This is a genomic window from Mucilaginibacter sp. P4_E8 (assembly GCF_056401495.1).
Genome location: NZ_JBFUJG010000369.1, coordinates 1 through 1525, shown reverse-complemented (window position 1 = coordinate 1525; position 1525 = coordinate 1). Strand labels below are relative to the sequence as shown.

At 31.6% G+C, this 1525-nt stretch carries 2 protein-coding genes; one reads left to right on the top strand and one right to left on the bottom strand.

Translation table 11 applies throughout. The annotated features are described in order from the left end of the window. Positions 1–1295 (top strand): AAA family ATPase (locus AC1DRQ_RS31450; protein WP_477430059.1); only part of this gene is annotated, 1295 nt, incomplete at its 5' end. Here AC1DRQ_RS31450 and AC1DRQ_RS31445 read toward each other — a convergent pair. After that, the coding region (locus AC1DRQ_RS31445) for a hypothetical protein (RefSeq protein ID WP_477430057.1) at positions 1285–1525 on the bottom strand (241 nt) is incomplete at its 5' end. The two genes, AC1DRQ_RS31450 and AC1DRQ_RS31445, sit on opposite strands and share 11 nt — an antisense overlap.

Below are 1525 nucleotides of genomic sequence, written 5' to 3'. Positions count from 1 at the left end.
ACCTAACTCAGCTTTATCAGAAGTACGCTTATAAATATTGGCATTACAGAGATGAGGCAGATAGAGAAACTGCACCTTGGATAAATTTAGAAAGCATCGTTAATACAGCCGATTTTGATTATATAATAGCCAAGCCCGATTTAAGCATAGTTGATTCAGATGTAGAACCAATTTTCATTCACAAAAAGAAAGGCATAAAAATAAAAATCGGTGAACTGTCATCAGGTGAAAAGACAATCATTTCTTTAATATTTGCCCTTTATAATTTAACGACAAGTACAAACTATGATAATTCCCAAAGTATTCCAGAAGCACTTCTTTTAGATGAACCCGATGCAACGTTACATCCATCATTAGCGAAAAGCTTCTTAAATGTTATACAAGAAGTACTTATACAAGAGAATAAGGTAAATGTTATTATGACTTCACACTCGCCTTCTACGGTTGCTCTCGCACCGGAAATCTCACTTTATTCAATGAATGACGGAGTATTTGAAAAATCTGATAAGCCTACGTCAATAAAACTATTAACCTCTGGACTAAAGAACCTTTTCATATATTATGAACACAGGAAACAAGTATTTGTTGAAGCAGATGTAGATGTTAAATTTTATGAAACCTTATATACTAAATTATCAACTGAAATTCCGGATTTAGATGATGATATAATTCTGAATTTTATATCATCGGGTAATGCAGACGGGGGTTACACAAGGGTTAAAGAATTCGTAAAAATTTTTAATAACGCTGGTAACAAAAATATTTGTGGAATAATTGACAAGGATGATAACCACCAAGGTAATGAAAGAGTAAAAGTGTTAGGTAAAAATGAAAGACGTAATATAGAAAATTACGTTTTTGACCCCATATTTTTTGCTTTGTTCTTTTTGAAAGAAGAACCAAAAAATAAAATTAAGTTCGGACTTAAAGAGAGCGATGATTATCTTACATATAATAAGCTAAATGAAGAAACAATTCAAACCTTGGTTGATAAAGTGATTGAATTGCTAATCCCTAATTTGAATGGGACGGCCATTGCTTTAGGAGCAACAGCAGACATAGAACTAATTTGTGGTCATAAAATAAAAATACCAACGTGGCATTTATCACTTAAAAAAGATGAAATAATTGATATTCACCAAACAACTTTTCCGAATCAGTTCTCTAAATACAAAACAACCAAAGCGGTTAAAGGAATTTTAATAGAAGATTATTTAAAACCTTATTACAATTTTCTTCCAAAAAGCATTTTAACGCTATTTAAGGAAATACAAGAGATAGATATTAGCTCTTAGTGGATTTCTTATAAATATCAGTTCCGTATTGGTCACGAATTGATGATGTAATAAAATCACTGGTAAACCCTGCTACAGTTTTTGTTATGTCATCAACTAAGGATGGTATATGTTTTGAGAAAATATTCTTAGCCGGGAATCCATTTTTATATACTGATTCACGCATAGCATAAGATAATGATTCAATTGCTTTTTCATTGCCATCAATATCTGAATGAGGTGAACCGCCA